Origin of the sequence: Maribacter sp. 6B07 (assembly GCF_002700155.1) — a bacterium.
In the GTDB taxonomy this organism is placed as follows: domain Bacteria; phylum Bacteroidota; class Bacteroidia; order Flavobacteriales; family Flavobacteriaceae; genus Maribacter; species Maribacter dokdonensis.
Genome location: NZ_PDUT01000004.1, coordinates 212,570 through 228,479 on the forward strand (window position 1 = coordinate 212,570; position 15,910 = coordinate 228,479).

13 protein-coding genes, 1 pseudogene and 1 riboswitch are annotated in these 15,910 nt (G+C 35.9%); of the genes and pseudogenes, 7 read left to right on the forward strand and 7 right to left on the reverse strand.

Annotated features, from left to right (window positions below; genetic code table 11):
• Window positions 1–6: 6 nt before the first annotated feature.
• The 3 genes from CSC80_RS15005 to CSC80_RS15015 are packed head-to-tail and all read right to left on the reverse strand — an operon-like array spanning window position 7 to window position 1,904.
• A complete protein-coding gene (locus CSC80_RS15005; protein ID WP_071342269.1) occupies window positions 7–639 on the reverse strand; it encodes a nitroreductase family protein in 633 nt (210 codons plus the stop codon).
• A gap of 13 nt (window positions 640–652) precedes the next feature.
• Window positions 653–1,318, reverse strand: a complete 666-nt coding sequence (locus CSC80_RS15010) for an NAD(P)H-binding protein (protein WP_099192902.1) — start codon at window positions 1,316–1,318, stop codon at window positions 653–655.
• A gap of 1 nt (window position 1,319) precedes the next feature.
• Window positions 1,320–1,904, reverse strand: a complete 585-nt coding sequence (locus tag CSC80_RS15015) for a TetR/AcrR family transcriptional regulator (protein WP_099192903.1) — start codon at window positions 1,902–1,904, stop codon at window positions 1,320–1,322.
• Between the two features lie 222 nt (window positions 1,905–2,126).
• Between CSC80_RS15015 and CSC80_RS15020 the strand changes: the two genes are divergently transcribed.
• From CSC80_RS15020 to CSC80_RS19715, 4 genes and pseudogenes are all read left to right on the forward strand, one after another.
• Complete coding sequence (locus tag CSC80_RS15020; RefSeq protein WP_099192904.1) at window positions 2,127–3,335, forward strand: patatin-like phospholipase family protein; 1,209 nt, start codon at window positions 2,127–2,129, stop codon at window positions 3,333–3,335.
• 102 nt (window positions 3,336–3,437) lie between these two features.
• The gene (locus CSC80_RS15025) at window positions 3,438–4,475 is read left to right on the forward strand and encodes a leishmanolysin-related zinc metalloendopeptidase (protein ID WP_099192905.1); all 1,038 of its coding nucleotides are present in this window, start codon (window positions 3,438–3,440) and stop codon (window positions 4,473–4,475) included.
• 200 nt (window positions 4,476–4,675) lie between these two features.
• A complete protein-coding gene (locus CSC80_RS15030; RefSeq protein ID WP_099192906.1) occupies window positions 4,676–5,992 on the forward strand; it encodes a DEAD/DEAH box helicase in 1,317 nt (438 codons plus the stop codon).
• A 48-nt stretch (window positions 5,993–6,040) separates the two neighbouring features.
• Window positions 6,041–7,357 (forward strand): annotated as a pseudogene (locus CSC80_RS19715) (Xaa-Pro peptidase family protein).
• A 67-nt stretch (window positions 7,358–7,424) separates the two neighbouring features.
• Here CSC80_RS19715 and CSC80_RS15045 read toward each other — a convergent pair.
• Window positions 7,425–8,720, reverse strand: a complete 1,296-nt coding sequence (locus CSC80_RS15045; protein ID WP_099192909.1) for a Na+/H+ antiporter NhaC family protein — start codon at window positions 8,718–8,720, stop codon at window positions 7,425–7,427.
• Window positions 8,721–8,771: 51 nt separating this feature from the next.
• A riboswitch (SAM-I-IV-variant riboswitch) is annotated at window positions 8,772–8,868 on the reverse strand.
• Window positions 8,869–9,160: 292 nt separating this feature from the next.
• Here CSC80_RS15045 and CSC80_RS15050 point away from each other — a divergent pair.
• From CSC80_RS15050 to CSC80_RS15065, 3 genes are all read left to right on the forward strand, one after another.
• The gene (locus CSC80_RS15050) at window positions 9,161–10,426 is read left to right on the forward strand and encodes an arylsulfotransferase family protein (protein ID WP_099193375.1); all 1,266 of its coding nucleotides are present in this window, start codon (window positions 9,161–9,163) and stop codon (window positions 10,424–10,426) included.
• Between the two features lie 239 nt (window positions 10,427–10,665).
• Window positions 10,666–11,409, forward strand: coding sequence for a hypothetical protein (locus tag CSC80_RS19520; RefSeq protein WP_180268628.1), 744 nt, complete (start codon window positions 10,666–10,668; stop codon window positions 11,407–11,409).
• A 129-nt stretch (window positions 11,410–11,538) separates the two neighbouring features.
• On the forward strand, window positions 11,539–11,838 hold the full coding sequence (locus CSC80_RS15065) for a hypothetical protein (protein ID WP_058102799.1): 300 nt from the start codon (window positions 11,539–11,541) through the stop codon (window positions 11,836–11,838).
• 120 nt (window positions 11,839–11,958) lie between these two features.
• Here the strand turns inward: CSC80_RS15065 and CSC80_RS15070 are convergent, their stop codons facing one another.
• The 3 genes from CSC80_RS15070 to CSC80_RS15080 all read right to left on the reverse strand — a co-directional run bounded on the left by CSC80_RS15070 (window position 11,959) and on the right by CSC80_RS15080 (window position 15,893).
• Window positions 11,959–12,816: an outer membrane beta-barrel protein gene (locus tag CSC80_RS15070; RefSeq protein ID WP_099192911.1), complete on the reverse strand. Its 858-nt coding sequence runs from the start codon at window positions 12,814–12,816 to the stop codon at window positions 11,959–11,961.
• A gap of 257 nt (window positions 12,817–13,073) precedes the next feature.
• A complete protein-coding gene (locus CSC80_RS15075; RefSeq protein ID WP_099192912.1) occupies window positions 13,074–14,288 on the reverse strand; it encodes a cytochrome c peroxidase in 1,215 nt (404 codons plus the stop codon).
• 150 nt (window positions 14,289–14,438) lie between these two features.
• Window positions 14,439–15,893, reverse strand: coding sequence for a vanadium-dependent haloperoxidase (locus CSC80_RS15080; RefSeq protein WP_099192913.1), 1,455 nt, complete (start codon window positions 15,891–15,893; stop codon window positions 14,439–14,441).
• Window positions 15,894–15,910 lie beyond the last annotated feature (17 nt).

The following is a 15,910-nucleotide window of genomic DNA, read 5'->3' on the forward strand; positions in this document are numbered from 1 at the left end:
GCTTTACTATTCTATAACAGTAACCAAATCTTTCATTGGTTTTCTCACCTTTACAAGGTTCACCAACCAATCTTCACTTTCATTCCTATAGCCTAACGGCAATAATACCGCACTTCTTAATCCTTTTTCACGAAGACCCAATATTTTATCTACAGCTGCAGGATCAAAACCCTCAATAGGCGTTGCATCTACTTTTTCAAAAGCTGCCGCAGCAATGGCTTGTGAAAAAGCAATATAAGCTTGCTTTGCCGCGTGGTTAAAATTCTCCTCTTCATCTTTTTGTGGGTATGAATCCAACAACATCTTTCTATAGTTTTCCCAACCTTCATTTTTAAAACCACGAATTTCATTGGTAAGGTCGAACATATAGTTAATACGTTCTTCGGTATACGTGTCCCAAGCGGCAAATACCAAAAGGTGAGAACAATCTGTAATCATAGATTGGTTCCATGCTACCGGTCTAATCTGTTCTTTTATTTCTTGATTCTTAACCACTATAATTTCAAAAGGCTGTAAGCCACTAGAAGTAGGAGCCAAGCGTGCCGCCTCTAATATGCGTTCCACTTTATCTTCAGCAACTTTTTCACCATTCATGGCTTTAGCTGCATATCTCCAGTTCAATTTATCCAATAATTCCATTATCTAATCTTAATTAAGTTGTTTTTGCTAATTGTTCTATATCATTCGACGTAATTATAACATCGGTATTACTCGTGGTATTTGCCAAATTGAGCATTGCTTGTGCAATACTATCGGCATTAATTATTCTATATTTCTTTAAGGGACCAATGAATAGGGGCTGAATTACTTTAAAAACTACAAGACCTATCTTTTCTAGTAATCGTTGTTCGTTTCTTTCCCCGCCTATTAAAGAAGGTCTTAAAATTGAAGTTCTCGGTATTGCCTGATTTAAAACTTCTTGCTCCATTTCTCCTTTAGTACGGTTATAGAAAACACTACTTTTTTTATTTGCGCCCATTGCGGAAATAGCCAAAAAAGTATTGATTCCATTAGCCTTTGCTAATTTTGCCGCGGCTACAGGTATACCATAATCAATGTCTCTGTACAAAGATTTATCCGGAGTCTTTTTTGCGGTGGTACCTATACAACAAAAGACTTCATCACCAGTAAAATCATTTTTAAACTGTTCCAATTCTAAAAGATTGCCTATATACTGCTTCACTTTATTGGGCAAACCCTTTATGCTAGACCTTGAAAACAACTTTATGCTTTTATATCTATCATCAACAATAAGTTTCTCTAAAAGCAAGCCACCCGTTAAACCAGAAGCTCCTAAAATAATTGCTGTCTTTTTCATCCTATTCGCATACTTTTATACTGCTCCAAGCTGCCTCAAAAGCTAGCTCCAATTGTTTGTCGTCCAAAACTAAGGCACCACGATTTTGAGCAATGGTTAAAAAGGAAAGCGGATTTATAGCATAGGCATACAACATATAATCTGACATGGGTTTTATAACTCCTTCTTTAATTCCTCTTTTCCATAAATCTAACAAGGGTTGTAAATGCCTTATCCCTTCTTGTCTGCTTTCTTCATCTATCATGGGCGTATTATCACATTGGGCCAAGAACATGGCGTAGGCATCTTCTTTTAGTTTAAATTCAGCAATACGTTTCCAGATTACTTCAAAACCTTCTTTGACCGACATGGTTTCATCATAAGTAGCAAAAGCGTAAGCAGTATAACTTGACTTCACCTCTAAATATGTCTTGTTTACCAAATCTTGCTTGTTTTCAAAATAGAGGTAAATAGTGGCAGGAGAAACACAGGCCATTTTAGCAATTTTGCTCATAGGCGTTGCATGAAAGCCATCATTATTTACAAGCTCTATAGTTGCATTTATCAATGCGTTGCGTTTGTCTATACTTTTTTGAAGTGCTGCCATGAATTAAAATCTTTGTACAAAGTTACAGAAAATGAACGTTCATTCTTTTTTATTAACAGAACTTTAATTGGTCGTATTAAAATATAATATCCTCATAAATTCTAAGAACATCCTATAACGGCTATAAATGATAATTCACTAACTTTAAGATGTCTAATAAAGGTAGTTCCCACGTCCTTTTCATTAACTACTCATTTATCCTTACTAGGTATTCTATAACACATGTATAAAATTCTATCATTAGACGGCGGCGGTAGTTGGGCAATTATGCAATTACTTACGCTAAAAGACAGATATGGTAATATGAATGGTCATCAGATTTTGAACAAATTTGACTTGGTCATTGCCAATTCAGGTGGTAGTATCGTATTGGCTGCTTTAGCTGAAGACTATACTATTGACAAGGCCATCTCCTTATTTAAAGAAGAGAAGAACAGGGCAGCTATTTTTCATAAAAACAGATTTAAGGATCGATACTTTCCCGTGGATTATCTGGGACTTTTCAATGCCGGTTTTGGACCTAAATATAGTGCCAAAAGAAAAAAGGAAGCATTTGAGAGCTTATTTCCCGAAATCGATAAAATACAAATGGATGAACTTCCAAAACTCATTGGAAAGGATTCACTTAAAATTGTTGTTGCAACATACGATGCACTGAACAATCGTGCAAAATTCTTCAAATCGTTTTCATCGAATTCCGAAGGAGATGATTCCGTTAGACTTACACAGGCCATAAACGCTTCATCTAACGCTCCCGTACAATATTTTGATTTTCCTGCACGCTTTAAGGCTAAGGGTAGCGATATATTCTATGAGCTTTGGGACGGTGCTCTCGGCGGATTCAACAATCCTATTTTAGCGGGAATCATTGAAGCGTATAAATTGGGTGTTGACCTAAATACCATTCGCGTTGTTTCTTTAGGTACCAGCAATTCCTTAATGTCTTCAGATTCTAAAAGGGACTTTTGGAACTGGAAACAAATTGCGCTTCAATTCAGAAGAAAGAAATTACATTTTTCAAAATGGAAACCTCAATTTAATTTTTTTAAAGAAACGGTACTGCACCAAGCTAAAACCATATTATATCAACCGCCAGACACCGCCAATTACATTGCTATGATGTTCTTAAAAGCTGCAACGGGCAATAAACCCAATGAGCAGATTATTAGATTATCTCCTTTAATACATTATGATAGCCATAGTTCTGAAGAAATTATTCCATTGATCCAACAGCTCTATAAAATGGATATGGACTTAACTACAGATGAAGAAATCGATAAATTAATAAAGTGTTTTATTGGTTGGAAAAACGGACTGATCTATAACCAACCTATTGAATTTAGAGTAGAACGCAGTAATGACCTTCTGTTCTTACAGGGCGATAAATGGTACAAAGACGGTATGGATAGGTGGATTACTTGGGAACTTTGATTTAAAAATTGCACATTTAGAATGATTATGTTAAATTTAACATAATTTTATTACCAAATTAGATAATACAATACACTTTAAACATTAAACACTATATATTTTATGAAAAATGCTTTTAAAACCGGTAAATTTTTAGCGATGACATGTGCCTTTAGCACATTGATTTTCACATCTTGTTCAGAGGAAAAATTAGATACAGAAATTGAAACTGTACAAGAAGTTAAGACGCTTGAAATTGCCTTAAAATCCCCCACTGAAAATCCTATTATTATTGATGATCTGGGGATTACCAATATACAATCCGCAAAATCAAGTAATGCAACCAAAGGCCGTTATAATATTACTTTAAAGTATTTGTTACCACCCACCGAAAGACAAGTTGAAGTTTTTGAAGCTGCGGCAGCAAGATGGGAAAGAATTATTATTAAAGATGTACCAGATGTAGCCGGACCAATACCTTCTGCTTTCACTGGTTTTCCTGATATTGATACCATAGATGATTTGGTAATTGAAGTTGCCTTGGCGCCAATTGACGGACCAGGAGGAATTTTAGGTCAAGCGGGTCCGCAATTTGTTAGAACTGAAGATTTCTTATCATTGACCGGAGTTATGTTCTTTGATGTGGATGATCTGGATTTTCTTGAGGAAATAGATTTATTTGAAGAAGTAATTGTTCATGAAATGGGCCACGTTTTAGGCATTGGTACTTTATGGAATACAGCTCCTTTTGGCTTTGATAGAACCCTTAGAGCAGGACCTGATAGCAACCCTTATTTTACAGGAAGAAAGGCTAATGTGTTCTGGAATGCAGAAGGTGGTACAAATGAATTACCTATTGAGAATATGGGTGGTCCTGGTACTGCTTTAGGTCATTGGAGAGAATCTACATTAAACAATGAGTTAATGACCGGTTTCTTAAATCTTGGTGAAAACCCATTAAGTCGTATTACGGCCGGGTCAATGAAAGATTTAGGCTATGGATCTGCATCTGTTGGGGAGTCTTATGATTTACCTCGTGGAACTGAAGGTGTTGACATTAATGATCTTGGTGATTTTGGCACTGCTGAAAATCAAGGTTTAAACATAGCCAAAATGGAAGAGTTAGTGCCTTTGAGAGGTTTTGTAAATGTTAAAAAATAACACACACCCTCTTACAAGGATATCATAACCCTTAAACCGTTTAAATTATTAAGCTTGCACCATTGGAGAAATGGTGCAAGCTTTTTATTTTCCCGCACATCTACATATACCCTGTGGTTATTCTACATTTTATATACAACCTTTAGGCGTAAGTAGTCTTAGCTACTAAAAGTGTACCTATCTTTGTTTAAAATCATTTTATGCCAAGCCAATTTTCAGATTTAGGAATATCTAAGGATTTACAAAAAAGTCTAGATGAATTACAGATAACCGAACCCACCACTATTCAGAAGAAATGCATTCCTATAATTTTGGAGAAAAAGGATGACCTTGTTGCCTTAGCAAAAACCGGAACTGGAAAAACCGCTGCCTTTGGTCTACCATTATTGCAAATGATAAACAGCAAAAGTACAGCTGTACAAGCTATTATTTTAGCACCAACAAGAGAATTGGCACAGCAAATTCATGCCAACTTAATATCGTATACCTCAAATAATACTGATGTTTCCATTGCTGCTTTATGTGGTGGTATTCCCATTAAACCTCAAATAGAGGTACTTAAAACTCCTACCCAAATTATTGTCGCTACACCTGGTAGATTAGTTGATTTAGTAAAACGCGAAGCTTTAGATATTACTAAACTAAAGTATTTGGTTTTAGATGAGGCCGATGAAATGGTAACTGCATTAAAAGACGATTTAGACACCATTATTGCTGGCATACCTAAAGCTAGACGTACTTTTCTATTCACTGCAACCATGTCCGGTGCTATTAAACAAATGGTGCAAAATTATATGTCCAAACATGTGGTGCATATTGAAGCTGATATGTCTACCCTTGGTCATATAGGCATTGATCATAAATATGTAGTTGTGGAGCCCATTGAAAAACTAGATGTATTAACACATTTTTTGAATTCAAAAGAGGGACAAAGCGGAATCATATTTTGTAAGACCAAGGCCGCCGTAAACAAACTGGCAAAAAAATTGGCTATAAATAAATTTTCTTCGGGAGCGTTGCACGGTAGTCTATCTCAACCCATTAGAGATCGCATTATGGGGCAATTTAGAGAGGGATACATTAAAATTCTTGTGGCAACCGATTTAGCTGCCAGAGGTATAGATGTTAAAGAATTGGGTTACGTAGTAAATTATCATTTGCCAGACACCTACGATGCCTATGTGCATAGAAGTGGACGTACGGCCAGAGCAGGGGCAAAGGGACTTTCTTTGACCATTTTACAAAAAGAAGAGGTTGCAGAGGTTTTCGATTTTGAGAAAGAATTAGGTATTTCTTTTTCTAAATATCAAAAAGCGGACGCCAAAAGTATTGAAGAGAACAACACTTTATTATGGGCCAAGAAAATATTTAAAACAAAACCGAACCGAGAAATTTCAGATGAACTTAGAACGAAAGTTAAAACGGTATTTCATCATTTAACTAAAGATGAACTCGTTGAGAAAATTTTGGCACATTACCTAACTGAGAACAGCACTTCTGATAACCAATCTAAGTAAAAGTAGAAAATGAAAGTAATTTTAACATGTTTAGTATCAATTTTAGCTATGGTGGTTGTAATTGGTCAAACACCGGAGCAATTTTATTTTGAATGGACTGATTTACCTTTTACAAAGGAAGAATTAAACACTAGACGAGAAAACCTGATGACTGAATTAGCCCAATTAAATAAAAAGGGGCTAGTATTAATTCCCGCGAAAGACGGATTTTCATTTGGTGAAACATTTAGGCAAACTGATGATTTTTATTACTTTACCGGTTTAGAATTGCCAAATGCCATTTTAGTTTTTAACTTGAATAATCAAAAAGTTACTATCTATACACCTGAACAGGATATCAGGTTTGAAAACAGTTCTAGAAAAAATGATTTTCCCGGAAGACCTCTATTATATGACAATAGTATCATAAACAGAACAGGTATCCCACTCGCTTCCATAGAAGATTTTACCAATCTGTTGAATTTAGAAAACTCCAATAAATCTAAAATACTAATCAATAACGGTAGACCTGGCGAAGTAAAATTTGCACCCAATGACTACATTGCTACCTATTCTCCTGTTCAAGTTCTTTTAGAGGCAATCAAAAAGAAACATACAGATTTAAGTTTTGAAAATATCTACGAAGCAATTGCCAAAGTACGTATGATAAAATCTGAAAATGAAGTAGAAATCTTAAAACAGGCGGCAAATATAACAGTTAAAGGCATTAAAGAGGCGGCAAAAGCGATAAAACCAGGTATAGACGAACGTTATTTAGAAGGCGTTTTAGAAGGCGATTTCAAGAAAAATGGTTCACAAAGGCTAGCCTTTGGGTCCATCATAAAATCCGGACCAAATTCTCATTGGCCCTGGAGAATTTTAGCAACACATTATAATCGAAGAAACCGTATTATGCAAAATGGGGATCTTGTTATTTTTGATGTGGGGTGCGAATATGAACAATACGTAAGTGATATAGGAAGAACATTTCCGGTTTCTGGCAAATAAACAAAAGAGCAAAAAGAGATTCTGATGATGGAAACCAAAATTGCTGATGAAATTATTGAGTTTTTAAAACCAGGAATAACCTTTAAGGATGTGCAGAAATTCACCAATACCATTATTCCTGAACACTCAAAAAAATATATGCAAGTAGGTTTATTTTTTGGTCACCATTTAGGCCTATCAACAGGCGATCCAAACTTATCTAATGCTCCTTTAAAACCAGGCATGGTATTTACTGTAGAGCCGTGGTATTATAACCATGATAACAATATTTCAGTATTTACAGAAGATATGATATTAATCACGGAAGATGGTTGTGAAGTGTTAAGTTCGGACTTACCTAGAACACCTGAAGATTTAGAGAATTTGATGAAAAGTTAATCACTACATTTTATTATACCTTATTTAAATGCTATTGAGAATGTTTTTTAATATTCCTGTAGGCTGTTTACTTTTTAGATTTTAATCCTACAAACATAACAGTAGACACCAATAATAACAAAAGGTACCAAGTATTACTTACAAGGTCCAAATAAGTTATGCTACCCTTTGCAAAGCTCAAAATCATAAGGACTTGGGCTCCATAAGGCAATAACCCTTGAGTTATACAAGCAAAGACATCTAAGATAGATGCAGTCTGTTTGTTCTCTAAAGCATACTCATCATTAATAGATTTAGCAATGGGTCCAGATATAATTATGGAGACCGTATTGTTCGCAATAGCCATATTAATAGTTGATACCAATGTTGCAATGCCAAACTGTGCAGACTTCTTACTTTTTACAAAAGTTTTAATTTTTAGTAGTATAAACGCTATACCGCCATTGTACGTCACCAAAGCGGCCAAACCACCCGTTAATAATGATAAAAGAAATATCTCCGTCATATTGGTAAAGCCTGTATATGATATTCTTGTAAATTCCAACACCGTGAAATCACCATAAAAGACACCTAAGATTCCAGCCGAAATTGCGCCCAATACAAGCGTCACAAAAACGTTCACACCTATGACTGAAAGTATAATTACAATTAAATAAGGCAAAATTTTAAGAATGGAATAATGATACTCTTCCATTTCCATTCCTACGGTATTCATGGTTAGACCTTCATACATTAAAATAGCCATACTAATAATGGCAGCAGGTACGGCTATTTTGATATTCGCCTTGAATTTATCACTCATTTTTACATTCAGTGATTGTGTAGCGGCAATGGTGGTATCTGAAATTACCGAAAGATTATCACCGAACATGGAACCTCCCAACAAGGCACCGCATAAAATACCTAGCGAAAAATTACCGGTATCCGCAAAACCAATTACAATTGGAGCCAGCGCAACTATAGCGCCTACAGAGGTACCCGTAGAAATAGACAAAAATGCGGCAATTACAAACACACCTACATATATATAGTGTCCGCTGATAACATCCAGACCTAAATGAACAATAGCATCTACACTGCCCATAGCTTTGGTTGTCGCTGCAAATGCTCCTGCCAATAGGTATATAAGACACATGGTCAAAATTTTATCATTACCGCACCCTTCTAAAAGAATGGCAATTTTCTCCTTCATAGATTGCTTAAACATGAGAAATGCTACCAGTATACCAGCAATTACGGCAATAGGAGCGGGTAGGGCATAAAAATCATTTTGAAAAATGCCTACGCCTAGAAATATTGCAATGAATATTAAAAATGGAATAAGTGCCTTTGCATTGGCTGTTACAGCTTTTACTTGAGTCATATATGGTTATTTGTAGAATCACGTTTAGAGCTATAGCAAATACTAGAGGAAGGATTTAACGTTTTTTCCAAGGTATTGGCTTATCGCTTTTAGCACCTTGCTCGTTATTGCAGGTTGCTATCTCTATTTGAGATTCTTGATAATTTAAGGGCGCAAAATTAATAAACCATCAGTACATAAAATCAAAAATTATACTAATTATATCTTAATTTAAACCGTTTTGAACAATTGCAGAAAATGCCATTTTAAGATGACAAAAGGCTAAAAAATTTCACTTACACAATAGGGCCTTTTACTGAATTATACGCTCCATTCGCTGAGAAGCTTCATTTTCATTTAAACTTCGAACTACATTTAAAATCTAAACGGAGACTGGTATCTATACCTACTTAGATGCTTAAACCGTATAACAACCCTAAAAATTAAAATCGATGAGAAAAATGAATCTTAACTTAGGAACAACTGCATTATTCGTATGCCTGCTTTTCTTAACCTCTTGCAGTAATGATTCCGATGATGTTTCAATCACCGAAGAAGAAACAACAGATGATACTAGCGGCACCAATGAAGCAAGTAGTACTGTGGACAGTGACTCCTATATTTTAGCCGTTGCACCGGACAATGGGGTATATTTAATTGATCATGATGGCAATACCTTATTTGATTGGGATTTCAATGGTGACCAATTGGGTAATGATGCCATGCTTCAATCTGATGGTAGTTTGGTATCTACGATAAAAGCTGATAATCCACAGATAACCTTTGGTGGTTATGGTGGCGGATTTAGAAAAATAAACGCAGACCAATCCATTGAATGGGAAGTGGACTATTCTACTAGTACCTACATCTCACATCATGATGTTAATTATTTATCTAATGGAAATATCATATTTCCCGTATGGGAAGAAGTAAGTGCTGCAGATGCTGCAGAGATGGGATTTTCGGGTAATTTTAATATTTATCCTGAAGCTATTATTGAAATGAATCCATTAACCCAAGAAATAGTTTGGGAGTGGCATGCTACAGACCATATTGTTCAAGATTACGATGAAAGCAAATTAAACTTTGGTGTCGTTGCCGATGTCCCCAACCTTATTGACATCAATTATAATAATGATCAAACTGATGGTGACATTATGCATGTAAACGGTATAACCCTAGATGAAACGAACGACCTTTTATACATGACCGTTAACTTCTATAGCGAGGTTTGGGTTATTGATCATAGCACCTCAACAGAAGAGGCTGCCACCAATACCGGCGGAAACTATAATTTAGGTGGTGACCTGGTTTACCGTTTTGGAAACCCCCTTACTTATGACAATGTTGGTGAAGTGACCATGAACAGGGTACATTATCCTAATCTTTTTGATGATAATAAGATGTTGGTATTTGTAAATAATAAGTATGACAACCAATCTGCAGTAGCAGAATACCAATTGAGTCCGCCTTATGAACTGGTAGCCGGTCAAGATAATGAGCCTGAATTAATATGGGAATTCACAGATACCGATTTATATAGTAATGGTTTAGGCAGTGGGGTTAGAATGAGTAATGGCAACACCCTTATCTGCGAAGGCACAGGTGCTATTTGGGAAGTTAATAGCGACGGAGATGTGCTGTGGAGATTTACAAATTACAATAGACCGTGGCGTGCGTATGCATTTACAAAAGACGACGATGCAATAACCGCATTAGGTCTATAATTAAAGATAGTTTTTTTGATTGATTGATTGATGACGAAGGGCTCCAATAGCAATATTGGAGCTTTTCTATTTTTTAAATTCATCTACATGATGAAATATAAGCAACTAGCATTGTTCAAATATGTAACCGGTAAAGGTTCAGGCATTCGCTTTAAATCTTATGGCATACACTTAAAATTCCTCTTAAGTCTTTGTTTTATCAATAGGTTTACCATTCCAAAATTACTAAGATCAAAAAAATGAAAATATATACTACGCTATTATTGTTATTTGGTTGGGCAATTGGCCAAGCTCAAAATACAGAGGATAACATTACTTATCAAAGCATTATAGACGCAGAACATATTATGGTCCAATTAAGTACAGTAGACCAAGCTACTATGATGTCTATGTTGCACCAGGGCTTTTACGTGTATTTTGATGTTAAAGGAAAAAAGAAGAAAAATGTTTCTATTCAATATCCAATCAATATTACTCCGCCAGAACGTCCAGAACGAAATGAAAGAGATAATAATTCTCGTAAAAAAACAGATGAACAAGAGCGGAAAGGACCGGACATGAACAAGCTATTGGAAGAAATGCCCAGAACGGCACGCTTTATTAATTTTGACCATGAAGAAGAATTTCATTTAGACTTAAACAACCTAGGTGTTACCATAAACTACAATTTTGACGAAGCTTCAAAAGAACTTCATTATCACTTAAAAATACCAAAAAATAGCATTGCTGATAATGACACCAAGCTATCCAAATTATCCATTGGTATTGTAACTCCAAAAATAAAATCCGAAACAAAAACTGTGAGCTCAAATGTTAGTTTTGGTGCTGGAGGTCAAAGTGGTGGACCTGGAGGTGGCAGAGGTGGTCAAGGTGGTGGTCCTGGCGGTGGAGGTAGAGGAGGTTCTCAAGGAACACCACCACAAGATCAGCGACCAGAAGAAGTCTCCATTAATATTTGGTTTAAGGCCGATGCCAACAATTAAGTATTACAAAATTTTTCATCTATTGATTCTATAGATACGTAGTAATAATTACACTATTGGTATATATTGTTTTCACTTACTAAGAGGTAAATATACTTTTGTAACACATAAATATTAAAACACATAACCATGAAAAAAGTAATTGCAACGTTTATCATTATTGCTTCAATAACCAGTTGTAACAGTGTAAAGAACATGAACACCTCATCTATGTCCGATGCTGCTACATTATTAAGCTCACTAAGTTCTAATTCTACGGTACAGCAGGTGGCGAGCTTATTTAGCCTATTGGATACCAACAATGATCAAGCTATTAGCTCAACTGAAGCTATTGGCGAAGTTTCTGAAAATTTTGATGTATTGGACACTGATAATAACGCTAGCCTTAATTTAACCGAATTGGAAGGTATACTTGGTTTGTTAAAATAAACCTTCCATTTAAACGTATTCCCCCCGAATACGTTTATTTTCATTTTGGGTTATTTGCTAAGAACCCCCTGTTTATCTTAAACAGGGGGTTCTTTTTTGTAGAAGATTAATAATGAAAACTTAATTCGTTGCTTTATTAAATTTGTAAGTAATACCAATATTTAATCCAAAAGAAGAGTATGGTACTTTTTGGGACAGTTCTTTAGATGTATCAGTATTGGTATTCGAGAGGTTATCTACGTAGGTAGTAGTTCTATTTACACCTTCTGGCAAATTATCAATGGTATATAGCCCACTAACCGATACAGTACCATCAGGTAGTTTTACATCTGTATTGAATTCCGATATTTCAGAATCTTTACGCTTTAAACTAATACCGTAATATTCAGCTTCTACAAACAGGCTAAAATTATCATCTAAATCATATTTATATCCAAGAGCTCCCACGAACCCTAAAGGAAAATGTCCATGAAAATCCTCTTTATAGTTCGTTTCGGAATAAGAGCCTTCCGGTACACCAAAAGCCTCGGCTTCGGCTTCAGAAAAAACAGATTTTTGGTAAATGACACCTTCCGTTTTACCTCCCAATTTTAATAATGCTCCAAAACGTCCATATATATTATTGGTAAATTTATATACCACGGATGCGGAAGCACCAAATGCCCTTGCCCTTGCAACAGCATTCACTTCTGTATCCGGTAAACTAACAACAGAAATATCTTGGTCAGCACCATGCAAATAACCTACTCCAAGATCAAAACCGAAAGAGTCGTCAAAAAAATAGGTGCCTCTAAGTTGAAAGTTTGTGCCTTCTCCATAACTGCCATATGAGTTTTCTGTTTCCGTTGTCGTAATTCGTTCTCCCAATTTCATACCTGCACTTCCAACGGCATAGCCAGAACTTGCCGAGACTTGCCATTGCCCATATGCCGTTGTGCTAAAAATTGCCAAAACAGCTATTAACATTTTATACTTCATAATTCATTTTTTATGTATTAAATCAAGTAAATTTCATTCTATTCATTAAACCCAATTTTTCTTATAAATACCTAATAAATATTACGTTTAACACTTGCTAGAGTGCGTATAAAAGTGGTAGAATAAGAGTTTTAGTATTGAGCTTTTTTTAAATTGAACGCCAAATTTACATCAAACCAATAATACAGCTTAGCTTAAAAGATTTTTTAACTAATTATATTAATTTGAATTATAAACCTATTGAAATAAATGAATGGTTAATCCTCTATAAACGGATCGGCATATTTCTCATCTGTGATAAACTCTGTATCGGTCAAGGTATGTAGAAAATCAACTAATGCTTGTTTGTCATTATCGGATAAGTTTAGTCTGCGAACGTTATTACCTTGCGTAAGTCTATTATCCAAATTTGGGTTGTTCTGTACTCCGCTATTGTAATGCTCTATAACCTCTTCAAGAGTTTCAAATCTACCATCGTGCATGTAAGGTCCTGTTAAAGCAATGTTTCTTAAAGATGGCACTTTAAATTCACCCAAGTCATTATTATTACCGGTTATACCGCCCACGCCCGGATCTGTAATATTAGCATCTAGCCCGTTGTTTCTAGCAGCATCACCCACAAAAACATTGGTAGCATGACAATCAAAACATCTGGTCTGGTTGCTCATAAAAAGTTGCTTACCTGTATTTTCTGAATTTGTAAAATTTGGAAAGTTGTCATCAATATCTTGAACTTGAGATAGGCCCTCATCAAATTTAGATTCATATGAAACCATAGAACGTATAAATTGAGATAATGCCAATGCTATACGCTCACTGGTAACATTGTCATCACCGAAGGCATTAGTGAATAAAGCTTCATAATAATCTACGACCGACAGTTTTGCTTCCAATTCAGGCAAAGTTAGTCCCATTTCCACAAGGTCTTGAATTGGAACCAATGTTTGCTCTTCTAGACTAGCCGCTCTTTCATCCCAAAAAAACCTTCCATTTTCATAAAACCTGGCATTTGCCAGTCCCATGGAATTCCTAGAAGTTAATTCACCATCAAACCCTGTACTTAAGGCAGTAGGATCAGAAAAACCATGTTCTTGAATATGGCAAGACGCGCAAGAAATAGTATTGTTCCTAGATAAATTATTATCATAGAACAACACCCTGCCTAAAGTTGCTCCGTTATCTGTTATTTCGTTATTGTTAGGGGTATTATCTTCATTTCTTACATCATTATCCAAGAAGAAATCTGGCAAAAGTATATTGGCATAATTGAATGGAGAAACGGGCAAGTCTAATATAGATGAATTTACCGCAAGATCATTGTTGGTATCAGTTTCAGTATCAACATCCGTTTCATTAGTATCATCATCTACCAGAACTTGTTCTTCATCTTCGGTAATTTCTACATATTCATCTTTACTACACGAACTTAAAATAATCACTAGTAAGCAAATTGGGACAAAACACTTTTTCATATTACATTGTTTTTTAAAAGATTGATAAAAATTAAAAAGTAGTTTTCTGTCATATAGGCCAATTAAATAAGGGTAGGGTAGCGGTAGGAATATGGTATTGCAAAAGCTTCGCCATTACTGGCGAAACTTCTACAATCCAAGGGTTAAGAATTAAAAATTAGGTGATAAACTTAAGTTGTTCACTGCGGCTGAAATCTCATAACCTAAACGAGCGCCTTCATCGCTATCAGCTTGTATATGTACACCCAATGGTATTCTAGAATATCCATTTTCTTCTGCCATTTCCGTAAATGAATTGAACCTTCTAGGGGTGCCATCAAAATCTGATCTTCCGGCATGGGTTCTATCGGTAAAGTTAATGGCGTCTCCCCCAAATATGTCTATAAAAACTCCCGATGCCGCCGCTGCAAATGTAGCATGCCCTGACGGATATGCCGGAAAAGCTGGATTGGGGCTGGAAATGAATCGTGCTAAATTTGTTTGAAAATCATCGTTGATGTACTCCAGAATAAATCTACTTGGTCTTTCTGAATTATAGGTGTATTTATCATCCCAAGCAGAAACCGCAGCATCATTAGTTGCAAAACCAAGCTTCAGCAACAACTCCAATGCTTTTTCAAAATCCAAGTCTTCCTGTTCAATTAATTGATTGGCAATGGAAAACTGTCTACCAGGAGGACTCATCATTAACCCTTCTACATCATCTGACCAAAATTCGGCTATCCAAAGATCTTCGTTATCTGATAACCTAGCGGTTGTAGCAGAAATCTCAACTTCTTCCATTTGCTCATAATAGCCACTATTTCTATTAGTGTTGTGGAAAAATGGCGGCGGTGTGCTAGAGGTCTGTTCCGGACTGATCACAAATGTTCTTACCCTGTTCCAATAAGGAAACCACGCACTTTCTCCTTCAGATGCAGCCCATAACCCTTCACCAACAGGTGCTACATATGATGCAGGATTAGGATCTAACTGTTGAGATTCTGCTTCGGTATCGGTTTGGCTATAGGCAATTACACTTTCTGCGACCAAAGTCCCCCATGCTATGGAATTCTCAATTTCTTCTTGTGAAAGTTCTTCCGTTAGTTCATCTGCCAACTCATTCTCTAAAGTTGCAATACCCGCTTTTGCATTATTGGAAACACTGAACATGAAATGGTCCATTACCAGGGCATAACAAGTGTTAAGTGCCAAGTCTCTATCTACGTTATTTGCTCTTTCATTTAAGTCAAGATTAAAGCCCTGTAATTGGCTCTGTGTAGATCCATAACCATCCATATCCGCTACGGCAGTTTCGTACCCGGCCAAATGAATGTAGGCTAAAGCTCTTGCTGTAGTATTAGGTCTTAAGCCATCAGTATATCTATCCAAAACCAGCCAAAGATCATTCCAATCCACAATTAATTGCACAGTCTCCTCAGATGGGTTCAAGCCATTGTTACGGTTATTTTGCCTTCTAGCGGTCAAAGAGTCTTGGGCTACTGTTTCAAAATCATCTGTGTCCGTTTCACTAATTTCAAGTACGTCTAACTCATCTTTTGCACAAGCCTGTAGTAGGATCACCGATAGAATAATCAACACCCATCTTAAATTATAATTTCTCATAAATTTCTGTATTAAAG

What these genes read in the sequence shown, in the direction of transcription:
- CSC80_RS15005 (WP_071342269.1), bottom strand. Translation starts at nt 639, where the DNA reads ATGGAATTATTGGATAAATTGAACTGGAGATATGCAGCTAAAGCCATG.
- CSC80_RS15010 (WP_099192902.1), bottom strand. Translation starts at nt 1,318, where the DNA reads ATGAAAAAGACAGCAATTATTTTAGGAGCTTCTGGTTTAACGGGTGGC.
- CSC80_RS15015 (WP_099192903.1), bottom strand. Translation starts at nt 1,904, where the DNA reads ATGGCAGCACTTCAAAAAAGTATAGACAAACGCAACGCATTGATAAAT.
- CSC80_RS15020 (WP_099192904.1), top strand. Translation starts at nt 2,127, where the DNA reads ATGTATAAAATTCTATCATTAGACGGCGGCGGTAGTTGGGCAATTATG.
- CSC80_RS15025 (WP_099192905.1), top strand. Translation starts at nt 3,438, where the DNA reads ATGAAAAATGCTTTTAAAACCGGTAAATTTTTAGCGATGACATGTGCC.
- CSC80_RS15030 (WP_099192906.1), top strand. Translation starts at nt 4,676, where the DNA reads ATGCCAAGCCAATTTTCAGATTTAGGAATATCTAAGGATTTACAAAAA.
- CSC80_RS15045 (WP_099192909.1), bottom strand. Translation starts at nt 8,720, where the DNA reads ATGACTCAAGTAAAAGCTGTAACAGCCAATGCAAAGGCACTTATTCCA.
- CSC80_RS15050 (WP_099193375.1), top strand. Translation starts at nt 9,161, where the DNA reads ATGAATCTTAACTTAGGAACAACTGCATTATTCGTATGCCTGCTTTTC.
- CSC80_RS19520 (WP_180268628.1), top strand. Translation starts at nt 10,666, where the DNA reads ATGAAAATATATACTACGCTATTATTGTTATTTGGTTGGGCAATTGGC.
- CSC80_RS15065 (WP_058102799.1), top strand. Translation starts at nt 11,539, where the DNA reads ATGAAAAAAGTAATTGCAACGTTTATCATTATTGCTTCAATAACCAGT.
- CSC80_RS15070 (WP_099192911.1), bottom strand. Translation starts at nt 12,816, where the DNA reads ATGAAGTATAAAATGTTAATAGCTGTTTTGGCAATTTTTAGCACAACG.
- CSC80_RS15075 (WP_099192912.1), bottom strand. Translation starts at nt 14,288, where the DNA reads ATGAAAAAGTGTTTTGTCCCAATTTGCTTACTAGTGATTATTTTAAGT.
- CSC80_RS15080 (WP_099192913.1), bottom strand. Translation starts at nt 15,893, where the DNA reads ATGAGAAATTATAATTTAAGATGGGTGTTGATTATTCTATCGGTGATC.